This window comes from Spirosoma gilvum (assembly GCF_054776815.1).
Window position 1 is genome coordinate 88,268 of the sequence record NZ_BAAHBH010000013.1, and the last position, 21,113, is coordinate 109,380.

Sequence of the window (21,113 nt, forward strand, 5' to 3'; positions counted from 1 at the left end):
CAAGTACAAAACTCTGAAGTAACTAAATACTCAATACCCCATGAAAATAGTCAGTTTACTTGTATTGCTATTATGGATTACTGCGCCGATCGGCTTCGCACAAACCAGAAAGCCCGACGTGATTGTCAAAACCGACAATGTCAGAATTCAGTGCCGAATTATCGCTGTAGATGAATCTGTCATTCGGTATAGGAGACTGAGCGGAACGACCATCCTGCGTATCAATAAAACCCTGGTGAATCGAATCGTTTACGCCAATGGGAAGGTGGTTAGTATAAAACCACCCATAGAAGAACATAAGCCCATCGATAACGAGCATGAATCAATAGCAAACGTCGAGCCAACGAACAAACCTGAGCCGAAACCGAAACGAGAATCGGAATTGGATGAGATTATTCAGGACATCGAAAAAGACAAATCGATTAAAGATCGGAAAGTACGGCTACACACGATTTTGTTTGACACGGGTTCGAAAAAGGTAGATCCCCAATCGTTTGCTTATCTGGATTCGATCGCGCTTTTTCTAGTGAAAATCCCTACCGTGACGGTTGAAATAAGCGGTTATACCGACAATACCGGAAGCGTTTCTACAAATTCTCAACTTTCACAAAGCCGGGCCAACGCAGTCAGGGCGTATTTAGTCGGTACAAAGAAAATAGCGGGAAACCGTATACAGGCGATGGGTTATGGGCAGACTGCACCCCTCGCTACGAATAATACGGAGTTGGGCCGTGCGCTCAATAGACGGGTTGAGTTGAGATTACTGGGGTTGAGTAGTGAGGTTTATACAATTCAGCTCAAAAATGGTCGTCGTATTCCGGTCACGTTTGTGGTATCGAGTGTAGATAACAAGACTGTTAGCTATCGGGAGAACGCTAACGCACCCTTAGTTAGAGTCTCAGTCGACAGCGTCGAATTTATCGAATACCCAGATGGAAGTCGTCGGCTTGTTGGCTCAACAGAGTTGCTTGGTCGAAGAGAAGATGTACCACCTCCACCCGTATCTGCCAAGAAGTTTACGATTCAACTGAACGGCTTCCCCACGTATATGCTGGGAACTGAGGTCTGGACATCTCTATCGGAAGGCTATGGGCATACAATAGGCGGTGGAGGTTCGTTGCAATTCGATTATTGGCTGTCGAGGAAAATAAGTGTTGGGGCCGAGCTTGGGTATCTGGCGTGGAGCACGCAGGTCGATCTGGTCGAAAAGCGGGGTGATCCACCGTATTATACCTACTATACCAAAGCTAATCAGGCCTTTCTGATGGGCCATGTACGGGTTAAGTTGGGGAACCATGCGTACCTCATGCCGCAGGGTGGGATTAGTCAACTTAATGTTACCATCGACGCTCCCGAAAATGGTTTCGGTTTTAGTGGCACCCAAACGAACTACGGGGGTACACTGGGCTACCTGATTCCCATCGGCCGTACTATTAACCTGGATGCTGGCTTGTTTTATCAGGCTGCTATTGCGTCAACAACCCTGAAAAAGTCGTACGTCGTTGATCCCATGCAATTTGTGGGCGTTAGGCTTGGATTGGGATTTTCTCATTAATCGCTTCTAAACACATAAGGTTATGAAAATCATACAAATAGGTTTAATGGTCTGGATATCTATTCTAGCCGGATGTACAGTAAAACAGGAATCTGTTCAACCACAAACGACGTCTAATCCTGGCCCTACCGTTCCGCAGGTAGTTGATCCAACTGCGCCTATCACTGGCGAATGGACGCAGGCAAAAGGGGGAGCAGGTGGTTTTACAAACGTCGATTCGTTTAAGAACTTTCAGTATAACTTCGAAATAGAAGGCAATAATCAGCCAGTGGCTATACAGTTAACATCCGATGTCATAGATGTGCAGTATGCCTTATTTAATCCACTGGGTCAGCAAATCGACGTACAAGGTAGAGGGCGGAACGTGGGGGCCTCTAACTATACGCTCAACGCCGGTAAATACCGGATTGTGGTTATGGCTGATCGGCAGGCCGTTGGCAAGTTTTCGCTTAGCCTGATGGGTACTAAAGCAGGGGGGACTATTATCCCGTCGAATTTACTCCAATCGAATACACAGAACTGGGGCACTTTGGGTGGTGGTGGAAAAGACGTAACCTACAAAAACCACTTTTACACTTTTGAGGTAACCGAAGATAATTTTAGCATTGATGTTGAGATAGAGTCGCCAGATACGGATGTTGCCTTATATGTATATGACCAGTTGGGCCAGGCATTAAACACCTCTTATTTTGGGGATCGTTCTAAGTACGTCATACTCAAGTTAAACAAGGGTACGTATAGTGTGATGGCTGCTACTGTCATACGGGGAAGTGTTGGTAACTATAATTTACGTCTTGTTGGTAAGGCTCAGAATCTCCAGCGAGTCGAATCACAATTAACTACAGTCAAAGGCACATGGGATAGCAAAACCTCTGCTGATGTTTATTCGGTTGAGCTGACACCCAACACATCGCCTTTAGACATAGAGCTGACTTCGCCAGAAACGGTATGCCAAATTGATCTGCAAAATACCTCAAGCACTACCCTTACCTACACGGTACTCGCGAGTAATAGTAATTATCTGCTCGGCAAAAATCTGGCTAAAAATACGTACTTAGTTAAGGTATACCCTGGACGAGTCAGTGGTAAAGCGGGCACTTATACGCTCAATGTAGTCGGGAGATATAGCAACTTCAAGAAGATTTAGAGCTATACACTCAAACTCATTAACCTCCATAAATAGCCATGAAAAAATCTCTGTTGCTGATGCTGGCGATTGGGTTGGTAGTTGCTTGCCAGAAAGTACCGTTGACAGGCCGCAAGCAGTTTATCGTGATTGGTACTGATCAGCTAAATTCCTTGAGTGCGGTCGAATACAAGAAAGTAATAGATGCTAGCCAGGTGATTCGTACTGGTGCCAATTACCAGATGATTCAGCGAGTGGGCAATCGATTGCGGGTGGCAATGGAAAACTATCTCAATAGCAACAATTTCGGTAACCGAATCAAGGGTTTTCAATGGGAGTTTAACCTGATTAAAAACGCAGAGGTAGTAAACGCGACGTGTATGCCCGGTGGTAAGGTCGTGTTTTATACAGGAATTCTACCCTATACCCAGAATGAATCGGGGGTGGCGACTGTAATGGGCCATGAAATTGCCCATGCTATTGCCGCTCATGGCGCCGAGCGATTGAGTGAAGGGCTGATTGCTAGTGGACTGTTGCAAAGTGGTCAGATACTCATTAACGATTTGTCGCCCCCACAGAAGCGACAAGCGAATCTACTGTTCTTACAGGCCGCCGGAATAGCGTACCAGTACGGCATGGCGCTTCCTCATAGTCGGGTGCATGAATCCGAAGCCGATCACCTCGGTCTGATATTCATGGCGATGGCGGGCTACAATCCAGAACAGTCTGTCCTGTTCTGGCAACGAATGGCCAGAGCGAGCGCCGGTCAAAGTACCCCTGAATTTAAATCTACGCACCCATCTAATGAACGTCGGATTCGGGATTTGCAAAATGAAATGCCTGAAGCCATGAAATACTATTCAGCTTCGAATTCGAGACGATAATTACTGAGAGCTGACTTCGGCAGAAAGTGTACGCCAACTTAAAGAAGAACTAGATTTTATCACTCACTCAAAACGAATAACATCAATGAAAACATCAATCCTGTTTATGCTATTAGTCGCTGGTTTATCCATGGAAGTTTGTGGTCAGGCGACCCCGGCACGAATCCCCAATAAAAAGCAGAGTACGACTATTAAGAATAACACCGCTGGACAAACCAATAGCGGTGGATCGACAATAGGACGATCAAATCAGGAAAAACTTCCCAACAAACCTGCGCCGATCAAACCTGCACCAGAACCCCCTCACAAGCCTGTTTATCATACTGTCCCCCCCAAACCGCCAGTTAATAGGCCTGTAAGTTATGGAGCCTATCGTCGTGGAGATAACCTTTTGAATATCGGGGTTGGCTTATCATCGTACTATTATGGTAACCCGATTGGTGCTTCTTATGAAGCGGGTGTCGATAAAGACATCAGTGTAGGGGTTCAGCTGGATTATAATGCTGGAAATTATGGTAACTACTATTACAATAACTCCCGATGGCGGTATACGGCCACCTATTTTGGTGTACGCGGCTCTTATCACGTCAATCGACTCCTGAAGCTTAATACCGACAAGGTAGACCTCTATGCTGGTCTTGGTTTAGGTTATCGAAGTTTCCGTTGGAGAGACTCCAATTATGGATACGGTTATGACTATGACTATAGCAGTGGTTTAGCGCTGAACTATTACATCGGTGGTAAATACTACTTCAGCAAACAGGTTGGCGCATTTGTGGAACTGGGTTATGCGGGACTCTCTTCCTCGCGGGTTGGACTGGCCATTAAGTTTTAAGCACAAAAACATGGGACTTGGTCCTGATCGATCATGACACTTTCTAAAAAAATAATAATTGGCGTTCTGTCGCTGGCCGTTTTCTGGCACATTCTGGTAGGTATGACACATCGAATCAAATTAGCTGGTTTGTTTCTAACAAAACCATCCGACCCCGGTTATGTGTGGGAGGATGCTGCCAACACCGACCCCCGATTCTTCTGGCAAAACATAAGTGTGAAGTGGGAGACTGGAGTAAAACACCCCGAATTTGCTGTGGAAACAAGTGAAACGGAAGGTCACTGGAATCTGATGCCTGGTTATACGTTCGTGGATAAGGCTACGAGTTTGGAAACCAAGTGGCAGGCAAGTTTGCTGCATCCCGATTATATGGCCTGGTCTGACGATGTTGAGGGTATGTGGATACCTGTAACTGGTTATCGGTTTGTGTACGAGGGTGGTACGTTTGTTGATTCTGTTTGGGATCCAGGCAAACGGTACGATGATCTGAAAGTAATATCACTAACTGAAAAAGACCAGTACAGGCCATTTCCTGGCTACAAATTCATTGAACCTGGTAAGTCGCTGAAAGTGAACTGGGTACCTGGTTCTGTCAATTGGGAAAACCGGAGCCTGATAGCTGGTGCAAGTGAAGGTTCATGGAAGGTAAATGCTCAGCCTTCGTACCGCTCGTCTCGCTCAGATAACGAAGCCGCAGCCGTATTTCTGGGACGGGTACTTTATCATGCGCTATAAATTCCTAAATCCAAGTGTAACCAGATTATTAAACATTTCGTGGTTATACTTTAAGGGCAGCGATGGATACTATTTTAGCTGAGAACTATTTTCCGGACGATACACAATTGTATTGTCCTGAGTGAAATCGGAGGTTTTCGTGGACGATTTCAAATGAACGGCATACTCTATAAACTGTTTATAATTAAGGTTTTATGTGAAGCTTTAGACTGTGCCCATACCTTTTACTGGACGATTGTTGCATTAACTAGCTCTGAAATCAGTCGGTTGTGCGGGTATTTGATTCTAAAGTCTCCGATTTCTATATGAGGTCAAAAGATTATAAATAGAATCAGATCGTAAGTAATGCTGGATTAGGACTATGGTAAACGTTTTACTAAACGATGAGAAAGATTTATACCAGTTGCTGAAACGTATTTACAGTCGCCTTTTTGCTATTGAAAGTAATACCAATAAATACATTTTATTACTTGATAATGAAATTCAGAAAATAGGATTGCGTTTACTATGATTTGACAGGCAAAAGGAATGTACGTTAAACGTTTGTTCTGTTGGGCTATCTTTAGTAGGATCACCTATCTTCACATTGGCTTAGGAGAAAATCGAATATCGAACTTAAGCCAGTAGTTTATGAAGATATTATTAGTTGAAGATGAGCCCGTTTTATTACAAGCCGTGAGCATTTATCTGGAAGGGGAGGGATTTACAGTGACTACCGCCGATACGTATCCCGAGGCTGCGCAAAAAGCACATGATTATGATTACGATTGTGTCGTCGTCGATTTAATGTTGCCAGGAGGGCATGGGTTTGATCTGGTACGCGCTTTAAAACGGCGTCAATCCGCAGCGGGGATTATTGTCGTTACCGCTAAGGATGCCTTAACGGATAAACTCACTGGACTGGAGATTGGAGCCGATGATTACCTGACCAAGCCTTTTCATCTCCCTGAACTCAACGCCCGAATCCGTTCGGTGCTACGCCGGCGGCTGTTTGGGGGGCACGATCAGCTAACGATTGGGGAACTGAACCTTCAACTAACCCAACAACGAGCGTACATTCATGACATAGACCTTAAACTGACGACGAAAGAGTATGAACTGCTCTTATTTATGGTCACCAACGCTAATCGACTACTGTCTAAATCGGCCATTGCTGAACATGTCTGGGGCGATGCCATGGATGCCGCTGACTCGCATGAGTTTCTCTACACGCATGTAAAAAACCTTCGCCGGAAGATGGTTGCCGCTGGCTGCCCCGATTACATTCAGACGCGTTACGGAGTCGGCTACCTGTTTTCCGTATAAACGGTATGAGCTTATTTAATAAAACGGCCCGTTATCTTTTGCTGACGGCTCTAGTCATCGCCTTGATTGGGTCGGTGGGGTTTTATACACTCATTCACCGAAAAATTCGCCACGAGGTAGATGAGATCTTATTTAGCCAGGTTGAACAGGCCAAAAACCGACTTCAGCATCAGTCTTCTGTAGGGCTTACCGATGGCGACGATAATCCGCACATTGAAGCCATTAACCAGCCGATCCGGTCTCAGTTTAGCGATGTGACGACGCTGGATTCCATAGACCAAAAAGGTCAGATTCCCGTACGGCAGTACCAAACATCCGTTGCCGTTCGGGGACAACAGTATTTAATAAGGGTTCGTCAACCCTATGATGAATTCAATGAATTAGCCCGGGACCTATCGATCTGGGTCATCATCGGCTTTTTGGCGTTAATGACCTTATCCGTTCTAGTTGGGCTTGGTTTATCAAGCCGGTTATGGCGGCCTTTTTACGCAACGATCGCAGAGCTTGGCCAGTTTAGACTGGACCAGCCGGTTAGACCTCAATTCCCAGAGGCTCAGGTTCGGGAGTTCGATTTACTGAGCCGGTCGCTGGGGGAGTTAACCCGGAAATTACGGCAGCAATTTTCTTTGCAAAAGCAGTTTACGGAAAATGCTTCCCACGAACTGCAAACCCCCTTAGCCATCGCGTCAGCCGAGCTGGATTTCCTACTCCAATCGCGACACCTGACCGAAGATGATCATAATCATCTCCAACGGGCGACCGATGCCCTTAGTCGACTCAGTCAGCTAAATCGCTCTCTTTTGCTCCTTACCCAGGTTGAAAATGACCAATTTTCGACCGATGAAGTAGTTAATTTAAGTGAGCTCCTAATGCAGTATACGCATGATTTTGACCCGTTTTTCGAGCACAAAAAGTTGGCCTTAACGCGAGATATCCAACCAGATGTTCGAATCCGGGTGAATCGGCAACTTATTGGTGTTCTTCTGACCAACCTCCTGAAAAATACAACTCGTCATAGTCAGTCGGGGGGGCGTGTCTCAATTTCGCTAACAGCCCGTTCGCTTTCGATTCGTAATTCGGGTAATCCGCTTCCGTTTGCAGAAAGTCAGTTGTTCAGCCGGTTTGTGAAAGATCCGGCCCGTCCTGATTCAATAGGGCTGGGTCTAGCCCTAGTCAAGCAGATTTGTGATCGATATAACTTACCCTTAACCTATCAGTATGACTTAGCTGAGAAGGAGCATTCCTTCCAGATTGAATTTCCCAAAACATCAGCCGATAACTTCAAATTTGCTTCATAATTCATTCCGATACTTGCCCGTAAATCAAGTCGCTGATGAAACAACTTATTCTTTTAGGCTGGTTGCTGGTAACGGCAGCCACGGTCTTTGGCCAATCTGCCCGAATCGTAAGGGTGCAGGATAGTACCACTCGTGAACCCATTATTGGCGCAACCATTCGCACGCCATCCAATGTAAAACCACTCGTAGGTACCGTCACCGATGCGAAAGGCATAGCCACCATGCCCAGTACTCCCGCTAGTGTTACAGCGCTGACTGTGAGCGCCGTTGGCTATGAAACGGAGTCATTCCCGCTCAACTCAGGTAGTGACACACTGGTTTTTTACCTTCATAGCCAGGATGAATCACTGGAGGAAGTGACCGTTACCTCGACCCGAACCAACTCCCGTATTGAGGATTTACCCATTAAGGTAGAGGTACTGGGACAGGAGGATATGGACGAAGAGAGTGCCGTCGTGCCGGGTAATGTCAGCAGTATTTTAGGCGATATTTCCATTATCCATGTGCAGCGCACCTCGGCCGTTAATGGGAACCAGGCCATTCGCATGCAGGGACTTGATCCAAAATACACCCAGATTTTGCGGGACGGATTACCACTTTACGAAGGATTTTCGGGCAACTTGGGTGTTCTGCAGATTCCACCGCTGGATTTAAAGCAAATTGAGGTCGTAAAGGGTTCTGTGTCTACGCTTTATGGAGGAGGTGCGATTGGGGGCATGATTAATATCGTCTCAAAATCACCTACCTCGGAAACGCCTGAATTTACGGCCTTGCTAAACCGATCCAATCTGAAAGAAACAAACCTAAATGCTTACTATTCCCAACGCTATGGCAAAACCGGCTTGACGCTCTTTACCGGCTATACTAATCAACAAGCTGTCGATGTGACGAATGATGGGTTTACGGATAGCCCTGGAATTAAGCAATTTAATTTTCACCCCAAGTTTTTCTGGAATCCTACCGACCATACGAAGCTGGATATTGGATACGCGTTTACCACCGAAAACCGGACAGGTGGTTATCTACCCGCTCTGGAAGGTACTCAGCCCAATGCCTATAAAAACGTAACCGATCTACAGCGTCACACGGTCGATTTCAACGCCAGCCACAACACATCAGAGACCAATGCACTCACGTTCAAAGGGGCAGTCAGTACCTTCCATCGGCAGAATACGGATTATCAGAAACTGTCCGATGGTCGGCAATCGTCGGTTTATCTGGAAGCCAATGATTTAGCCCGCTTTGGGAAACACCAACTGATCGTAGGAGCTAACCTAATTGTGGAAGCGTTTCGAAAAAATCCGGATAGCACCCGGCTTGTCGACTATACCTATAATACAATCGGTGGCTTTGTGCAGGACGACTGGCAGGTCGGTGAGAAAGTCGCCCTGCAGGCTGGGCTTCGTTTTGATCACCACAATACGTTCGGCAGTTTTTTGCTGCCTCGACTATCGGTAAAGCTCAAACCATCCGATCCCTGGACGGTACGGCTAAGTGTGGGAACCGGCTATAAAACCCCCAATCTGTTCGTCAACCAGACTCCTGGAGCGTTAAACGTCAGTTTGATCTTCCCGCGACTGCTGCCGATTGATGTAACGACCGTCAAAGCAGAACGATCGGTAGGGACTAACATCGACATTGCCTACTCGAAAACCTTTGAAAGTGGATTTTCGGTGCAGGTCGATCAAGCCCTTTATTACACCTACGTGAATTCACCCGTGGTGTCAGCTTTTTCCAGTTTGTCGAGTAACCTGGGCGCCTATACCCAACTGATTAATGCGCCTTACAACCTGTACAGTCTAGGGACGGATACCTACGTTCGGCTGGAATACAAAGACTACGAACTTTATTTCGGCTATAACCATACGCTCGCCCGGCGCGATGGCCCAACCGATAATACGTACTTGCCGCTGGCTCCACAGGACAAGTTTTCCACTACGCTGGCCTGGGAAAATGAACACTTTCGGTTTGGTATTGAGAGCAGTTATGTTGGGACGCAATACCTATACGACAACCAGAAAGTAGCGAATTACTGGTTCTTTGCGGCAGCGGCTGAATACCACTACAATGATCACTGGCGGCTGGTCCTCAATGGAGAGAATATCTTCAACGTAAAACAGGCCAATTACGAAACGGTAGTACTAGGCACCAATCCGACAGTGCAACCCACCTTCCGACCGGTTTGGGCACCCTTGGAAGGGAGGATTGTGAATCTGGCATTAAAATTCACGCTATGACCTAGATGCGCATAGAGCTTAATCTTTATGCGCGTTTTTTATGATTTTACCATTGTAGGGAAGTGCTACAGAAGTAGATCAACGGATCAGGACAGAAATAACACGGTCTGCCCTGATACGTTGTTTACATTCAATTCCTCAACTATGGAAGTTTCATTTAGTACTATGAATGACGATCAAAAGCAGTGGGTCATTAACCTTGATGACGACGATGATGACCGATTTTTATTCCAAAGGGCGTTCCAGGCACATAGCGCAAATTACTTACTTCAGTCCTTTGGGAATGCGGAAGACCTCTTTCAACTGCTGGATGAATCGTTAACTTTACCCGCTTTGTTAGTACTCGATCTGAATATGCCTTTAATCGATGGCTTTGGGGTACTTAAACGGCTTCGAATGCATCCCACCTTCTGCCACATACCGATTGTCCTATTAACCACGTCAGATACAGAAACCGATCGAGAGCGAGCTTATCAATTAGGGGCGAATGATTTCCTGACAAAACCTCACACGCTTGATCAATTAACCCGGCTTGTAAATCGTTTGGTGTAGAAATGGCTAGTGGATACGTAGATTAACTATTGATTAGGAAGGCTAGATGTCAAACTTTTCCAGCTTTCCCTTTCGGTAGACATAGACTTCGTAGGAATGAGTGTCGATTCCAAATACTTCTTCCAAAATAACTTTATCCGCTCCCTGACTGAGTTCTTTGGCTTTATGCTGCTTTTCAACGGGGAGCTCATCGAACGGAATACTGTGCTCGAACTCAAAGCCTTCGTCATACTCAAACTCGAGTGAAAACAATCTATTCCGCCATTGGAGCTGTGTGCTCATACCACTGGATAAAGGAGAATAATCGACAGCTATTGGCGTTTTTGTGACGACCTGTCCAGCGGCCTCTGTAAATAAACTTAAACCAGAAACCACCATAGCAGCATAGCCAACCCGGCGGAAGAGTCCTTCACTCAGACGGGGCAGTAGCCATTTCATGCCGTACGAAGAAAGCATGGCAGCCAGGGCAATGATGGCTCCCAGCATGAGGGACTGCCTCGTTAATAACCCAAATGAAGCGTATAAGGCAAGTTTAACCAGGTGCAGCATAACTTCATTAGCCGCTCGAGTGGCCACAATTTCTTCTTTGGCCATGCCATAGCGTAAATAAAACCGATTGAACAACAAACCGACGGCACCCGTCAGCCCGGAAACAAAACCCGCGGCTAAGCCAATCAGGGCAAGGTATCCTTTGGGTAAGGGGTGAACTTCCTCCAGTTCTTTAGTCGACCGAAAAATTAAGGGGAGATTGGCCATCAAAAATAAGCCCATCAACAACTCCAAGTAGAGGGGATTAATGTAGGTAAGCAACTTGGCACCAATCCAGACGGCGGGTAGGGCAGGAGGGACAAACCAGATAACCACATCCCAGCGAATACGCATCCAGAAGGCGATGATTCTGGAAACCGAACTGGAAACAGTACCGATGGAAAGCGCAGCCGGAACTTGAGCACTTGGCAATAGAGAACCCAATACAGGTAGTAATAAAAGACCAGCCCCACCCCCGCAAACGGCACTGAGAGAGAACGCTAGAAGCGCACAACTAAACAAAAGCAATCCAGAGAAAACCATAACACAACTACTTAATTCGTGATCAATGTTCTGGATGACTAGTTACGTGGGTAGTAGGAGTTCGTTGCCATTCGGTTAGCACAATGCCGACAATGAGCCAGCAGGCGCCCAGCAGATAACCGCCCAGTACATCGCTCAAATAATGAACACCCAGATAAATTCGGCTGAAGCCAACCACCAAAATCAGACTAACCGCACTGAATCCCACCAGCCAACGGTTCCGAATTCGCTTACGGCCCCGAACCAGCCAGTAGCCTAGTAATCCATAGAGCGTCATGGCCGTGGCAGAATGCCCACTGGGGAAAGAATAACCTGTTTCAGTATAATAGCCAACTTCAACGGGGCGCTCCCGAATGAAAGTTCGCTTCCCAACTTGTACAAACAAGCTAACGCATACCATCAAGACCCAAAGGATGAGAATGTTACGACTTTTTTTCTGGCGATATAAAACGAATGACCCGAGGAGTGTTAGACTAATCGTTACGTAAGGGGAACCCAACCAGGTCAATGCATAAAACAATTGACTGATTGGCTTACTCCGCTCCTGAAAGAGCCACTGCGTGAATCCATGATCAACCTGAACCATCGGCTCAGAGTTGACCAGATTTTCGGCGATCTCAGAGAGAACCATAACGTTGACGAGCAGCAACCCAATGAGTACCGTGAGCGGTAAGCCCCGAAAGTGATCCGTTGACAAACGTTCGGCTAGCCAGCGAACCAAGGTTGGATACTGCGTGCTTAATCGGCTAAACCGCTGATGGATGAGATGCTGGAGTCGTTGAGTCGTCATAGAATCGATTAGCCGCTGAGTGAGCTACTATGACGACAAACTAACGACATCATTCTGAAGAAACTTTGAAGCCGGATTGGTCAGGCTATTAATTACCGCCGTAATCGCAGGTATGGTCGCGCCAGACGGAGTGCGGATGTACTGTACCGGGAATATCGCGACTGCCTTGTCCCGAATACTCAATCCAGACACCCGGCCCGTCGATGCGTACGTAATCACCTGCCTGGTTCATGGTGCCGCTGCCCGAATAAGCAATGTACGTGTTATCTAATTCGGCGGTGTATCTGGCCAGTACCGGAGCGGCTGTTTGGCTGTCCAGATCGTTTACGTATAAGGCAATGGCAGCCAGAACCCGTTTTTTCTGAGTAGTATTCAACTCGCTCACCTTCAGCCCCTGCTTGGTTGCGGGAAATTGCCCATCCCGATCAGGGCCTAGCAGGATGTCCCGGAACATACCTGACAACTTAGCCGTCGCTTGTTGAGAACTGCTCAGACCACTCAACAAGTCAGCAAAAGCCTGACGCTCCTGTTCCATCGGCTGGTAGGTGTGGCCATTGATGGTGACGGGAGCAATGGGTTCGACACCCCGGAAGGAAGGCGTCAAGCCCGTTGGCTTACCTCCGCTATAGGTGTTGGCAAACGCAAAGTGGTGACCGCCGAACTGCAACTCCCACAAGCCTGTAGTACTGGGTGTGCCCAAAAAGGCCAGGTAGTAATTACCTGCGTTAAAGGTACTGGTCTTGCCAATCAGATTACCCAAATACTCGTCAGCGGCTAAGTTGCCTTCCAGTTCGTTGAATCCCTCATTGGGGATGTCCTGAGCCATAGCCGCAGCCATCAGGGCTTTAGCGGCCTTAAGCTGGTTGGCATTGAGCGAACCGAGTCGGATACCTACTCGTCGTGGGCGTTCAGCAAATTCGGGAAAATTCGACCATTTGACAGCCTCAGCTTTTGAGTAAGGTCGCTGTAGAACAGTGAGTTGCTCGGCGGAGAGTGTAGCCTTAAAGGCATCGGCCAGACAGATTAATTTAGCCAGCCCTTTTTCGGAGGAACAGTCGGTGATTCTGCGAACGGATAATGAATTGACTGGATGGCTTACCAGAGATGTAGTTACCTGATGGTCAATGACTAGTATGGCCGATAGCAGACACAATCCGAAACCATATATTAAGGATGAATATTTCATAGCTTTCGTCTTGATCGTTTTTATTTTCCTAGCCAAACCTTAAAGTCAGTGATTCGGTCACCACTAACGAATACGTCCTGCCGGGAAGTGGGTTGTAAATCCAGTTTCAGTTTGCTGCCAGAGTAGGTATGAATGCCCTGAATGGCATCGTGTGCAACGAGAAATGCCCTGTTGACCCGAAAAAAGCGTTGCGGATCGACCAGTGTGGCCAGTTTTTCCAGACTGTATTCAATCGAAATGGGCCGGCCTTTGTGCGTTTGCAACCAGGTCGCCTTTTCATCGTACATAAAATAGGCAATCTGATCGGTTGTAATACTCTGAATCCGAGTACCGATCGTTACCATGAATCGGTCTTTATATGTTGTTGTCGGCTTTCGCAATAACTGAACCAGCGCATCGACATTGGCCGAAGCGGTCGATCGATCCGCTTGGTTAATCCGTTTAAATTTAGTCAACGCAGCGACCAATTCATCGGCGTCGATGGGCTTGAGCAAATAGTCGATGCTGTTGGCTTTGAACGCCTGGAGGGTGTATTGATCGTAGGCGGTCGTAAAAATAATGGGAAGCGCCAACTGAGTTTCTTCAATAATCCGAAACGCATTATCATCTTCCAGGTGAATATCCATGAACACTAAATCAGGCTGACTATTGCCTTGATGCTCGTTAAACCACTGAATGGATTTGGTCACCGACGGAATTCGGGCGATGACCTGAATGGACGGATCATACTCGGCCAGCATTTTTTCCAGCCGCCGAACGCTGAGCGATTCATCTTCTATTAGGACAACGTTCATGAGAGTAGCGGGATTTTAACGACAAAATGACCATCCTGTTCCGTAGCTTCAACGGGTTTGTCAGTCAACAACTTGTATCGATTTTTAATGTTTTGTAGCCCTAGCCCTGTCGATGTTTGGGGAGAGGGACGCAGTTGAATGGGATTCGAGACAATCAGATAATCTCCGTCGACATAAATCGAAACTGTTAGTGGACGCTCCGAAGACATCTGATTATGCTTCACCACATTTTCCAGCAGAATCTGGAGCGTTAACGGGGCAATCGAGTGTTCATTGGCCTGGTCAGCCGTCACTGACTGAATCACCTGGAGTTTTTCGTCGAAGCGAATATTCAACAGAAAGGTATACGCTTCCAGAAACTCCAGTTCTGTCTTCAGGAGCACCTTCTCGGTTTCGGGGTGTTCCAATACGTATCGGAAGGCTTTGGATAACCGGGCGATGAACTGGACGGATAACTTTTGGTCAATCTCCACCAGCGACGATAAAATATTGAGACTATTGAAAAGGAAGTGTGGATTAACCTGATTTTTGAGCGCTAACATCTGCGCCTGGGCGGCTTCGCGTTTAAGTTGTTCGCTGTTCACCCGCAACTCCTGAAGTTGCTGATAACCTCTCCGGTTAGCGGCCAGATAAAACGCCGACAGTAAGGTAATCACCACCAAGCCATTATTCACTTTGTCCCGTCGTTGTCGGTCTCCACCCCGCCGGAATCCCGCTCGTCTAAACTCTGGATGTTCCCGGGTCGGGGGCTTAGCAGGTGGGCCAACCAGTTCCGCATCGTCACGATTCAGGGCATGATCCAGCGTTCGCCAGAGCGCACCAAACCCAATGTTGAAAACGACAGCCAGCAACCCGGCCACTACCAATGTTGCGATTTGGGCGGGCAGCTTGAATTCGACTAAAAAACCAGTTCGCAATTGCCCCACAAACCGCTGTTCGATCCATTCGGTTACGCTCAGCCAAAAGGTAAAACAAAGGACGGTAATCACCAGCTCGATTAGCCAGATGAGCCAACTCTTCTGAATAATACCCCAATCGAAATAGTCAATGCTCACGTATAGGCGGATAGGCCAGTAAATAGCAAAGACACTGAGGGCCAGTCGAATTTTTTGATTGAGTGATAGAAATCCGGGATTAGACGAATCCATATGCGATGAAAAAGTCATACTAATGCCTGAAAGTAAGCAAGTTGTCGTAACTAATAAGTCGATGGCTAATGCGCGGTCACCGACTTATTAGTCAGGGTATTGACCTAGAGTTATGACCGAGGCCGACCACCTGAAGCTGACTGTTGTTGGTTGTCGCCACCGCCCCCTTCGCCCCCTTTCACGTCGTCGTTCTCGATAGACTTCTTCTTTTTGGAGTCGACAAACTTCATTTTACCAAGTTTATAGGTGAAGGTCAACCGAACACCGGCATTGTAAAAGCTATTGACACTCGACTGGCTCAGGATGGACGAATTCGATTCAGAGCGAACCACAAAGGGGTGATTCAGAAAGTTCTCGGCGACCAGGCCAATGCTACCTTTTTTCTGAGCGATGTCTTTTTTGAAGCCGATATTATAGAAGGCGAACGAACCTTGATAGCCCTGTAATTGAATGCGTCGACCCATCATGCCACCGCCACCCTGAAGCCCCCAGCCATTCCCCATCGTGTAGGTACCAAACAGTCGACCGCCCAACACCCAGCCGGAATTTGACGCCGAATAAATGGGGTTGGCGTTGTTGTTGGTCAAGTTCACATGCATCAGATCGAAGCCTCCGTTAAGCTGTAATTTAGTCGACAGGTTGATGTTGCCAAACAAGTTTAGCCCATAGGTATCCTCATAGCCTACATTCTGAAAAGTGGTACGAATAGCCGTTTGGGCGACATTGTTAACGACTACCGTGGCCGTATCGCGTATGCTGGTGATTTCGTTGGCCGTACGACGGGCAAACAGGGCTGCGGTCAGATAAACCGATTTAATCGGCATCGATAGACTCAATTCAACGTTATCCGTCAACTCAGGCGATAGATACGGGTTACCCTGACTAATGTTGGTAGGGTTGGACGTGTTGAGATTGGGGTTGAGAAACTGGATACCTGGGCGTTGAATCCGGCGGTTATAGGCCAGTTTCAGCATTTTGTTGCCTGCCAACGCTTTCGAGATATTGATACTGGGCACCAGATTGCCATAGTTGGAGAGCGAAATGGGCGTACCTGTCTCCGCCGACCCGAACCGGGCGTTAAGCATCGTATATTCATAGCGGGCTCCTGCTTTGAGCGTGTATTTTTTGGGTAGAGCCGCTGTAAACGAAGCATACATGCCCAGAATGTCCTGTTGATAAAACAGCGAGTTGTTCAATCGGGTATTGTCTACTGTGTAATCGCCCGTTGCGCCTTGGGCGACGTAGTACGTGTAATCGCTATTTACCTGACGGATGATTCCTTTCCCCCCGAACTCCAGCAGTTGTTTCTGCCCGATAGGCGTCTGATAATCAATCTGTAGCGTAGACTCCTGATTATTGCTTGGGTTATCGTTGCGTTGCCGGGAAAGGATGGTTTGTAAGTCCGTTGAACTGAGTAGGTCAGCCGTAAAATTATTTTGCCGGTCGTTGCGGCTATACAGCCCAAGAATGCTCAGCTCCTGTTGGGGTTTGTATGTTTTGGTATACGTTACGTTAGCATCTATCGTACCGTTAATATCTTTTGTCGTCACATCACGGGCATTCAGGAGTGGAGTACTGACTCCGGGAAGATAGGTGGTTGTCAAAAGTCCATTTTGGGTCACATTTCCATTTCGAGCTCCGTACCGCACGCTGGCCGTTAGCGATGTATTTTTATCGATATCGTAATCCCAGCCCAACTGGTAATTACCAAACAGACGCTGACTGAGCGTTTGCGCATCCTGAATAGTGACCTGATTGCCACTAGCTGTTTTCGTTGTCTGAGTATTTTCAAATTCACCCTTCACGTTGTATTCGGCCCGGCCAAAACCACTGAGTGAAAAACCCATTTTACCCGTACGGTAGTTAGCATTCAGGCCGAGGTTCGATCCCCGGTTACCGATCCCGCTGTTTACGTCAAGCGTCAGGCCCTGTAAGGTCGTCTTCTTAGTCACGATGTTGATAATTCCGCCCGACCCTTCGGCATCATATTTGGCTGAGGGACTGGTAATCACTTCCACACTCTTGATCATATCTGCTGGAATCTGTTTCAACGCATCGGCTATGCTGGCCGCCACAATGGTACTCGGTTTGTTATTGATCAGCACCTGAATGTTACTGCTCCCTCGTAGAGTTAGATTACCGTCCAGGTCAACGGTGAGCATCGGTACTTTTCGCATCACATCGGCGGCATCGCCCCCTTTGGTCGTCAGATCTTTTTCAGCATTGTAGACCAGACGATCGACCTTTTCTTCATACATAGCCGCCTGACCGGTTACTGTTGCTTCGGCCAGCGTTTTGACGTCTGGTGGTAGATTGATAACCCCCACGTTACTATCAGAGCCTTTCACAATGGTGATGGGGGCTGAGGTACGGGTTTTGTAGCCGATGAAGGAGTACTGAAGTTTGTAAGTGCCGGGTGCCAGTTTCGTGAGCGAGAAACGACCTTTATCGTCGGCTGTGGTGCCATCAATGGGCTTGTTGGTCTGGGTGTTAATCAGCGCAATAGTTGCGTATTCGACCGGTTTATTGGTTGTCGAGTCCATGAGGATACCAGCAATTTTGCCGTTCCCTTTAGGCTTATCGTCGGTATCGGTGCCTGGAATAAACGTTGTCTCTTTTTTCTGACCGAAACCATCCTGTCCACCCGGCCCACCGGGTCTACCGCCCGGTCCACCCGGACCAAATTGAGCAAAAGTCGTACTGGTAATTAGAACTAGAAGTATAAGGAGTGTAGTTTTCATAGCCTTTTCTGTCGTAGCGGATTATTTTTACGACAAGCCAAAATTGTTCGGCAAAATCAGCGACTGAAAATGAAACCTCCTGAATGCCTGATTTTGTGAGGCAGATCGGGCGTTTTGCGGGGCAGGGAATTACGCAAACAGCTTCTTAAAAGGCATGATCGCAGATTAAAACATTTTAATGTAATTAATAGAAGGAGAAGTTGAACGGAGTCAGGAACGGTTTCAATTCTGTGAAAACTTCAGATTTGCTTCAAGATTGACCAGGACTTTTAGGGTCATTATGAAGCCAGTAGTCCGCCTTATTTACTTCTCTACGTTGCTCGTCTGGGCTACGCCAATCCTTGCTCAACAGGCAACGCCAAACCCAAGTAACCGTCTGACAGGTAAAGTTCTGGACGCTACAACCAATAAGGCTTTACCCTTTGCTTCGGTTGCAATTTTCAAACAACTAAATGGAAAAGACAGCCTACTGACGGGGAGCCAAACCGACGAACAAGGCGTATTTACCATTACCAACATACCCATGGGGGCCTTCAGCGCGCGGGTTACGTTTGTAGGCTATCAGACGCTGGATCAGGCGATTCGAATTACGCAGGTTCAGACGGATATGGGTACCCTCGCCTTGAAACCCGATGCTAGTACGCTTAACGAGGTAAAGGTAACCGGGGAGAAAAGCGCCGTGAACATGACGATGGAAAAGCGGACGTTTAACGTGGCTAAAAACCTGACAACCATTGGTGGAACGGCTGAAAACGTACTGAAAAACGTACCCTCCATTACGCTCGACGAGAGTGGTAATCCTAGCCTGCGGAACATGGCGACCACCATTTACGTCAATGGGAAGCCAACACAGTTGACGCTAGCCCAGATTCCGGCCAATCAGATTGAATCGGTCGAAGTCATTTCGAATCCCTCAGCCCGCTACGATGCCTCTACTACGGGCGGTATTGTTAATCTGGTGCTAAAGAAAAATCGGTTGCCGGGTTATAACGGACTGATTAGTGCAGGCATTGGCAATAACTCACGATTCGATGGTACGCTGAATCTGGACTGGCGCCGAGGCAAGTGGAATCTGACCAGTTTTTATTCGATCAACGCAACCAAGAATCCAGTGACGGGGTATGTCTACCGAACGAATCGAAAAGCGGATGGTAGTCCAGCCAATTATTTTAATCAGAATACCAACATCAGCCTCAACAATACGTTCCAAAGTGGCCGAATTGCTGCCGATTATACCCCGAACAAACAGAACACGGTCTCACTAGCTGCAACACTCGTTGGGGGAGCTTTCAACACGGTTAGCTCGCAACCCTATGATTACCGGGACCTAAATCAGCAGGTTACCAGTTCAGGGAATCGGTTGACTGTACCTCAGAATGGCTTTAGAAATCTAGGGGTGGAGTTTGACTGGAAGCATCAGTTTGCCCGAAAAGGCCAGGAATTGAGTCTGGTTACGTCCTACAGCCGGAATCACCTGTCCAACGCGGCTGACTGGTATACTACGTCCTTAAACGCTAACGGAACCTCCCAAACGGACTTTCCCGAAACCGATAAAATCACAGGGCGTACCAACGGGTATCAACTCATCGCTCAGTTGGACTATACCCACCCGCTGGGCGATTCAGCCAAGCTGGAAATGGGTGTTCGGAGCTATAGCTACATCCGAGATCAGCAGTATTTCTTCAATAAGCTAGCCAACGATACACAACTCTATCAGTTAATACCCAGCTATTCACAGGACGCCCGAATTGCCGAAGCCACCAATGCCATCTATGTACTTTATACCCGTCAGTTTCGCCGGAATATTAACCTACAAGCAGGCTTGCGATTGGAGCAATCCAGTCTACACGGTAAATCCCGGCTCGATACAACGACCTTTGGCTATGATTACCCATCTAAAACAGGGCAGAACTGGTTTCAGTCCTTCTTCCCATCCTTTGCGCTCTCTAAAAAGCTGAACGAAACGTCGGAGATTGGTCTGAGCCTGAGCCGTAAGATAGCCCGGCCTAATTTCCGTCATTTGTTTATTGGCATTCAGGCCAATGATCGTCAGAATATTACGATTGGTAATCCGGCTGTGCGGCCCGAGTTTGTCAATACCGCTGAGGTTAATTACACCAAAACCTGGGGGGCTGTTGACTGGCTGGCTACTGCCTATTATATCTACGAAGATCACACAATCAAACCATTCACCCAGCCTTTAGCCACTGATTCGTCGGTGCTGGTGACGACCTTTATTAACGTGAAAGCCGATATCCGCTATGGGTTCGATAACACCCTGAAAGTCAACATCGGCCCGAACCTGAGCGCAGTGGCCAACCTGAATGTGTTCAACGTGATTCTGCAATCGGTCGATTTGCGAAACCAACTCGTTTCCTATAATGCTAAACTAAACTTAACGTACCGGTTCCCGGCGGCTATTTCAGCGCAATTGACAGGAACGAACGATGGGAAAGCACCGTCCTTACAGGGCTATCGGGAGGCCGTCCGGGGAGTTGATTTTGCCCTTCGAAAAGGCTTCTGGCAAAACCGGGCCAGTGTGACCTTTACCATCAACGATATGTTCAATTCGCGTCGCTTTGTCAACATCTATGATCAGCCAGGGGCGTATCAGGTATCAATGAATCGCCGGGAAGTCCGGTTTTATAAACTGTCTATTCAATTACCACTGGGTAGTGATACGATTAAACGGAATCAACGAAAAATGGAGCGTCCCGACGTGGACTTTAGCAACTAGTCAATCCCATCATATCGTAGCCATGACCGCTAGGTTTGCTCAAAAGCAGCCGACCGGTTATGGTTTTTGTTATACTAAAAACTAATATTAATAATTTGTAAAGATCTTATTATCAAATA

General features: G+C 47.3%; 16 protein-coding genes. 10 read left to right on the forward strand and 6 right to left on the reverse strand.

The annotated features are described in order from the left end of the window. Nucleotides 1-40 precede the first annotated feature (40 nt). The 9 genes from ACYVFD_RS28845 to ACYVFD_RS28885 all read left to right on the forward strand — a co-directional run bounded on the left by ACYVFD_RS28845 (nucleotide 41) and on the right by ACYVFD_RS28885 (nucleotide 10,527). Nucleotides 41-1,555, forward strand: coding sequence for an OmpA family protein (locus tag ACYVFD_RS28845; protein ID WP_461093986.1), 1,515 nt, complete (start codon nucleotides 41-43; stop codon nucleotides 1,553-1,555). 22 nt (nucleotides 1,556-1,577) lie between these two features. After that, entirely contained in the window at nucleotides 1,578-2,702 is a 1,125-nt protein-coding gene (locus tag ACYVFD_RS28850) for a hypothetical protein (protein ID WP_461093987.1), read from the forward strand. A 38-nt stretch (nucleotides 2,703-2,740) separates the two neighbouring features. Continuing rightward, complete coding sequence (locus ACYVFD_RS28855; protein ID WP_461093988.1) at nucleotides 2,741-3,565, forward strand: M48 family metallopeptidase; 825 nt, start codon at nucleotides 2,741-2,743, stop codon at nucleotides 3,563-3,565. Between the two features lie 85 nt (nucleotides 3,566-3,650). Continuing rightward, nucleotides 3,651-4,400, forward strand: coding sequence for a hypothetical protein (locus ACYVFD_RS28860; protein WP_461093989.1), 750 nt, complete (start codon nucleotides 3,651-3,653; stop codon nucleotides 4,398-4,400). A gap of 33 nt (nucleotides 4,401-4,433) precedes the next feature. After that, nucleotides 4,434-5,135, forward strand: a complete 702-nt coding sequence (locus ACYVFD_RS28865; protein ID WP_461093990.1) for a hypothetical protein — start codon at nucleotides 4,434-4,436, stop codon at nucleotides 5,133-5,135. Between the two features lie 630 nt (nucleotides 5,136-5,765). Next, complete coding sequence (locus ACYVFD_RS28870) at nucleotides 5,766-6,440, forward strand: response regulator transcription factor (protein ID WP_461093991.1); 675 nt, start codon at nucleotides 5,766-5,768, stop codon at nucleotides 6,438-6,440. A 5-nt stretch (nucleotides 6,441-6,445) separates the two neighbouring features. Continuing rightward, a complete protein-coding gene (locus ACYVFD_RS28875; protein ID WP_461093992.1) occupies nucleotides 6,446-7,738 on the forward strand; it encodes a sensor histidine kinase in 1,293 nt (430 codons plus the stop codon). 35 nt (nucleotides 7,739-7,773) lie between these two features. Next, entirely contained in the window at nucleotides 7,774-9,975 is a 2,202-nt protein-coding gene (locus ACYVFD_RS28880; RefSeq protein ID WP_461093993.1) for a TonB-dependent receptor, read from the forward strand. Between the two features lie 144 nt (nucleotides 9,976-10,119). After that, entirely contained in the window at nucleotides 10,120-10,527 is a 408-nt protein-coding gene (locus tag ACYVFD_RS28885; RefSeq protein ID WP_461093994.1) for a response regulator, read from the forward strand. 42 nt (nucleotides 10,528-10,569) lie between these two features. On the opposite strand, the gene ACYVFD_RS28890 is transcribed toward ACYVFD_RS28885, so the two are convergent. From ACYVFD_RS28890 to ACYVFD_RS28915, 6 genes are all read right to left on the reverse strand, one after another. Beyond that, nucleotides 10,570-11,598 carry a sulfite exporter TauE/SafE family protein gene (locus ACYVFD_RS28890; RefSeq protein ID WP_461093995.1) on the reverse strand — a complete coding sequence of 343 codons (1,029 nt, stop codon included), beginning with the start codon at nucleotides 11,596-11,598 and terminating at the stop codon, nucleotides 10,570-10,572. 22 nt (nucleotides 11,599-11,620) lie between these two features. After that, nucleotides 11,621-12,388 carry a phosphatase PAP2 family protein gene (locus ACYVFD_RS28895; RefSeq protein WP_461093996.1) on the reverse strand — a complete coding sequence of 256 codons (768 nt, stop codon included), beginning with the start codon at nucleotides 12,386-12,388 and terminating at the stop codon, nucleotides 11,621-11,623. Nucleotides 12,389-12,476: 88 nt separating this feature from the next. Continuing rightward, nucleotides 12,477-13,574, reverse strand: coding sequence for a DUF3500 domain-containing protein (locus ACYVFD_RS28900; protein WP_461093997.1), 1,098 nt, complete (start codon nucleotides 13,572-13,574; stop codon nucleotides 12,477-12,479). 20 nt (nucleotides 13,575-13,594) lie between these two features. Further along, a complete protein-coding gene (locus tag ACYVFD_RS28905; protein ID WP_461093998.1) occupies nucleotides 13,595-14,368 on the reverse strand; it encodes a LytR/AlgR family response regulator transcription factor in 774 nt (257 codons plus the stop codon). Then, nucleotides 14,365-15,534: a sensor histidine kinase gene (locus tag ACYVFD_RS28910; protein ID WP_461093999.1), complete on the reverse strand. Its 1,170-nt coding sequence runs from the start codon at nucleotides 15,532-15,534 to the stop codon at nucleotides 14,365-14,367. Before ACYVFD_RS28910 ends, ACYVFD_RS28905 begins: the two co-directional genes overlap by 4 nt. A gap of 92 nt (nucleotides 15,535-15,626) precedes the next feature. Next, nucleotides 15,627-18,257 carry a TonB-dependent receptor gene (locus ACYVFD_RS28915; RefSeq protein ID WP_461094000.1) on the reverse strand — a complete coding sequence of 877 codons (2,631 nt, stop codon included), beginning with the start codon at nucleotides 18,255-18,257 and terminating at the stop codon, nucleotides 15,627-15,629. Nucleotides 18,258-18,537: 280 nt separating this feature from the next. On the opposite strand from ACYVFD_RS28915, the gene ACYVFD_RS28920 reads away from it, so the two are divergent. Next, complete coding sequence (locus tag ACYVFD_RS28920) at nucleotides 18,538-20,994, forward strand: TonB-dependent receptor (RefSeq protein ID WP_461094001.1); 2,457 nt, start codon at nucleotides 18,538-18,540, stop codon at nucleotides 20,992-20,994. Nucleotides 20,995-21,113: the final 119 nt, after the last annotated feature.

Excerpts from the sequence above, each read along its gene's own strand:
- ACYVFD_RS28855 (WP_461093988.1), top strand. The coding sequence starts at position 2,741 with ATGAAAAAATCTCTGTTGCTGATGCTGGCGATTGGGTTGGTAGTTGCT.
- ACYVFD_RS28910 (WP_461093999.1), bottom strand. The coding sequence starts at position 15,534 with ATGACTTTTTCATCGCATATGGATTCGTCTAATCCCGGATTTCTATCA.
- ACYVFD_RS28890 (WP_461093995.1), bottom strand. The coding sequence starts at position 11,598 with ATGGTTTTCTCTGGATTGCTTTTGTTTAGTTGTGCGCTTCTAGCGTTC.
- ACYVFD_RS28850 (WP_461093987.1), top strand. The coding sequence starts at position 1,578 with ATGAAAATCATACAAATAGGTTTAATGGTCTGGATATCTATTCTAGCC.
- ACYVFD_RS28915 (WP_461094000.1), bottom strand. The coding sequence starts at position 18,257 with ATGAAAACTACACTCCTTATACTTCTAGTTCTAATTACCAGTACGACT.
- ACYVFD_RS28885 (WP_461093994.1), top strand. The coding sequence starts at position 10,120 with ATGGAAGTTTCATTTAGTACTATGAATGACGATCAAAAGCAGTGGGTC.
- ACYVFD_RS28845 (WP_461093986.1), top strand. The coding sequence starts at position 41 with ATGAAAATAGTCAGTTTACTTGTATTGCTATTATGGATTACTGCGCCG.
- ACYVFD_RS28905 (WP_461093998.1), bottom strand. The coding sequence starts at position 14,368 with ATGAACGTTGTCCTAATAGAAGATGAATCGCTCAGCGTTCGGCGGCTG.
- ACYVFD_RS28865 (WP_461093990.1), top strand. The coding sequence starts at position 4,434 with ATGACACTTTCTAAAAAAATAATAATTGGCGTTCTGTCGCTGGCCGTT.
- ACYVFD_RS28920 (WP_461094001.1), top strand. The coding sequence starts at position 18,538 with ATGAAGCCAGTAGTCCGCCTTATTTACTTCTCTACGTTGCTCGTCTGG.
- ACYVFD_RS28875 (WP_461093992.1), top strand. The coding sequence starts at position 6,446 with ATGAGCTTATTTAATAAAACGGCCCGTTATCTTTTGCTGACGGCTCTA.
- ACYVFD_RS28900 (WP_461093997.1), bottom strand. The coding sequence starts at position 13,574 with ATGAAATATTCATCCTTAATATATGGTTTCGGATTGTGTCTGCTATCG.
- ACYVFD_RS28880 (WP_461093993.1), top strand. The coding sequence starts at position 7,774 with ATGAAACAACTTATTCTTTTAGGCTGGTTGCTGGTAACGGCAGCCACG.
- ACYVFD_RS28870 (WP_461093991.1), top strand. The coding sequence starts at position 5,766 with ATGAAGATATTATTAGTTGAAGATGAGCCCGTTTTATTACAAGCCGTG.
- ACYVFD_RS28860 (WP_461093989.1), top strand. The coding sequence starts at position 3,651 with ATGAAAACATCAATCCTGTTTATGCTATTAGTCGCTGGTTTATCCATG.
- ACYVFD_RS28895 (WP_461093996.1), bottom strand. The coding sequence starts at position 12,388 with ATGACGACTCAACGACTCCAGCATCTCATCCATCAGCGGTTTAGCCGA.